Source organism: Paenibacillus enshidis, from assembly GCF_042136365.1.
Taxonomy (GTDB): Bacteria; Bacillota; Bacilli; order Paenibacillales; family Paenibacillaceae; genus Paenibacillus; species Paenibacillus enshidis.
In genome coordinates this window covers 1-3,587 of sequence record NZ_JBHHMI010000058.1, presented here as the reverse complement: position 1 = coordinate 3,587, position 3,587 = coordinate 1, and the positions used below count along the sequence as shown (strand labels likewise).

Annotated in this window: 4 protein-coding genes; all 4 read left to right on the top strand. The window is 40.1% G+C overall.

Annotation, left to right across the window (positions count from 1 at the left end; translation table 11 throughout):
- Positions 1–51 precede the first annotated feature (51 nt).
- On the top strand, positions 52–666 hold the full coding sequence (locus ACE41H_RS25005; RefSeq protein ID WP_375358287.1) for a group II intron maturase-specific domain-containing protein: 615 nt from the start codon (positions 52–54) through the stop codon (positions 664–666).
- 190 nt (positions 667–856) lie between these two features.
- Positions 857–1,336 (top strand): hypothetical protein, encoded by a 480-nt coding sequence (locus ACE41H_RS25000; RefSeq protein WP_375358286.1) that lies wholly within the window; start codon positions 857–859, stop codon positions 1,334–1,336.
- A gap of 546 nt (positions 1,337–1,882) precedes the next feature.
- Positions 1,883–2,722, top strand: a complete 840-nt coding sequence (locus tag ACE41H_RS24995) for a DNA adenine methylase (RefSeq protein ID WP_375358285.1) — start codon at positions 1,883–1,885, stop codon at positions 2,720–2,722.
- 11 nt (positions 2,723–2,733) lie between these two features.
- A partial coding sequence (locus ACE41H_RS24990; RefSeq protein WP_511055617.1) for a ParB/RepB/Spo0J family partition protein occupies positions 2,734–3,587 on the top strand: 854 nt, incomplete at its 3' end.

Below are 3,587 nucleotides of genomic sequence, written 5' to 3'. Positions count from 1 at the left end.
GGGAGCCGGATGAGCCGAGAGGTTCACGTCCGGTTCTGAGAGGGCCTGAGAGTGCGATTCTCTCGGGCTACTCACCTGCTCATCTTCTGTAAAAGCAGAAGAAGCGCCAAACGGACACTGGAGAACGTTCTTCCTTTTATTGAGGAGAAGCTGTTTCTCAAAGTGAACCGGGAGAAGACGATGGTGGACGAGGCAAAGAAGGTCAAGTTTCTTGGATTCTCCTTCTACGAAAAGAAGGGGGAGTCGCGAGTCCGCATCCACCCGAAATCCGTTGCAAAGATGAAGGCCAAAGTGAAGGAACTTACATCGAGAAGTAACGGAATGGGAAATGAAGAGCGGGCTGAAAAGCTTAGACGCTACATCATGGGGTGGATAAACTACTTCAAGATCGCGGATATGAAGAAACTGCTCCAAACGACGGATGAATGGATGAGAAGGCGGATACGCATGGTCTACTGGAAGCAATGGAAACGAATAAAGACGAAATTCGAAAAGTTACAGTCTCTCGGAATCCACAAGCAAAAGGCATGGGAGTATGCAAATACAAGAAAGAGCTACTGGAGAACCTCCAATAGCCCGATCCTTTCAAGATCCCTCGGAAACAACGTGCTAAAGAACCTCGGATTTCTTTTCTTTTCAGATTATTATCGACAAGTCATTGCGTGAACTAAGGAACCGCCGTATACCGAACGGTACGTACGGTGGTGTGGAAGGTCGGCTATCCAACTAATGGATAGCCTCCTATCCGATTGCTCGGACTTGAAGGGTGGAGTTAACCGCTCAAGGATGGTCGGCAATTCCACATCCACACGTACCAAGAGCGGCGGACAATGATATTATGTATGCGGGTGGCTACATGCGGAAGGGCGAGGAGTTTTGTTCATATGTAGGCTGGCGTAAAGAACGGGTTGAGGAAGTCGTGACCAATAAACTCAGAACGACTCTGCTACGGCTGTCGATGGACAATCAGTTGGAGGAAGAGATCCGCATGTATTATAACGAGAAGAACAAGCATCTCATTGCTCTGGCCTCCAGTTTAGCGGCAGAGATTGCATTTTTGGAGAAGCGTGTGGATGCTATTAAGGATGATATACAGGCAGGCAAAGGCAAGGCGGTTCATCAGGAGATGTTGGATGAGATGCAGACGGAATTGGTGGTCAAGAATGTGGAGCATAAAGCGTTGTCTATAGGACTGAATGAGGTTGATGTACCAGAAGAGTTCATTGTGTCCGTGAAGTATGATATTCAAACGCTAATCGGGCTGTTGGATGCTGAGGTTCAGAATCCGCAGATATTGCATCATGGATTTGCAAGTTTGTATCTCAGATGCAGGTGATGGGGGAGACGAAGCGGATGGCTCATTGAGAAATGAAAAATAGGGGCAAGTGGTGGAAGGCAAAATTAATAGGAACTGAGAATTACTTTAGTGCTGATGTATAATATAATGATATGAAGATTATAATTAGGGCAATTTCAGAAGTGCCTGATTCGCAGATGCTAAATCGGTTGGCGATGGGGATTAATAGGGATGAAGTTATTGTTTTGACCATGCGAATTCAGAAAAACGAAGTTATTCTATAAGATGATAGTATCAGTAATGTATCAGTAGTAACGAGTTTAGCCGACAACTATCTTTACAGACTTTGGGAAATGTGAGAACATGTGTATGTGTGAAAATATTATAAAAGGGACTGCTTTGGTTGTCGGCAGAACCTCATGGATTTAGTATAGGGGATTTTTAGTGAGGTACTTTCGTATGGCGGTTAAATTACCGATGTGAAAACTGTAGGGCCACTAACTAAGAAGAGCTTCTATACAAATGAAGTAGGTTTATCATTCAAGCATGGGGAATGAACTGTTATAAATTACAGAAACTTTTAATGTGATTGGACTGATGGACATGGGGAGAGCACTCTCGCCTTTAAGATATCCTGGTGGTAAAGGGCAGATGTATGACTACGTAGTAGAGTTAATGTATAGAAACGATTTAATAGGTTCAAACTATATAGAGCCGTTTGCTGGAGGGGCGGGAGTCGCTCTGAAATTACTGGAGGATGGTTATGTTGCGAATGTATCCATTAATGATTTCGATCGTTCAATCTATGCTTTTTGGTATAGCATATTAAATTGGACCGAAGAATTTATAAGGCGAATAGAAGAGACCGAAGTTAGCATTAATGAGTGGCACACACAAAAAAATATACAGATAAATAAAAAAGATGCCAATCTGTTTGATCTTGGTTTTTCGACTTTTTTTTTGAACAGGACAAATCGTTCGGGAATACTTAAGGCCGGACCTATAGGTGGGCTTAATCAACAAGGTAAATATAAAATTGATTGTAGGTTTAATAAAGAAAGACTTATTCAATTTATACTTCAAATTAATCAGCATAGAAATAATATTGAGCTTTCCAATGTAGATGCTAATGAATTTATCAGAAATACAAATAAAGAAGAAAGTTTCTGGTTTATTGATCCGCCTTATTATCATAAAGGAAAAGACCTGTATATCAATTTTTTCACCCATGAGGATCATCAAATGTTATCAGAAACTATAGATATTTATCTGGAAAGAATTCCGTTCATTATAACGTATGATATATGTAATAGTATTTTTGAATTTTACAAACACATGAACTGTGAGGTTTTATCCTTAAACTACAGCGTCCAAACTAAAAAAAGGTCCGGCGAATATATGTTTTATAAAAATGTTATTGTTTAGGGGGATTATTAATGGGAGTTAGAATGGATGTTCCCTTGAGAAATTTGATAGTTTGGCATGATAATCCAAGAGCGGCAATAGAGATGTCAGAGAGCGAAGATGAAGCAATTGATATTCTTTTTGAAGTTGAAGGAAAAAGTAAAATGCTAGCTTTGGCTACTGATGTTGCAGAGTTTGGTTTGAACTCCCATCGACAACCTATTGTTGTTAGAAGTGGAGATTCTTACATTGTATTTGATGGAAATAGAAGAATTTCTGTGTTGAAGCTTTTGGCTAAAGGAGATAAAAGGGTTAAAGGAATAAAGAATCATATAAACGTTTCACTAGATACAAAAGTATTTGTGTATGTCACTGATCGAGATGAAGCACTTCGATTAATTGAAATTGAGCACAGTGGGGAGCAAGGGGGGAGGGGGCAGATTGATTGGGATGCTTATCAAAGGGACTATGCACTTAATAATATGAATAAAACCCCAGCCTATCCGCGAGCCTTTAGGGTTAGTCAGATTTGTAATTTATTCTACAAAAAAGATTTTAAAAAAATCCCATACACCGATTTGGAAGGTATTTTTATTAATGTTGCTCTAAAACGGATATTTAAAATTAGTGCTGATTGGGATTTTGAGAATGAAGCAACTATTAAGAATGTATATTCAAAATTAATAGAAAATAAACCTCCCAAACAGCCTTATTCAAGATATCTTGTAAAACTTAATGAACTTGGTAGTGAGTATGAGGAGTTTAAGATGAGAGTGTTGGATAATGAAGTATTAGAAAATCCAGCAGGAGCAACGTCATCGGCAGGAGCAACACCACCGACAGAGGCAACGTCATCGGCAGGAGCAACACCACCGACAGAGGCAAC

What these genes read in the sequence shown, in the direction of transcription:
- ACE41H_RS25000 (WP_375358286.1), top strand. Translation starts at nt 857, where the DNA reads ATGCGGAAGGGCGAGGAGTTTTGTTCATATGTAGGCTGGCGTAAAGAA.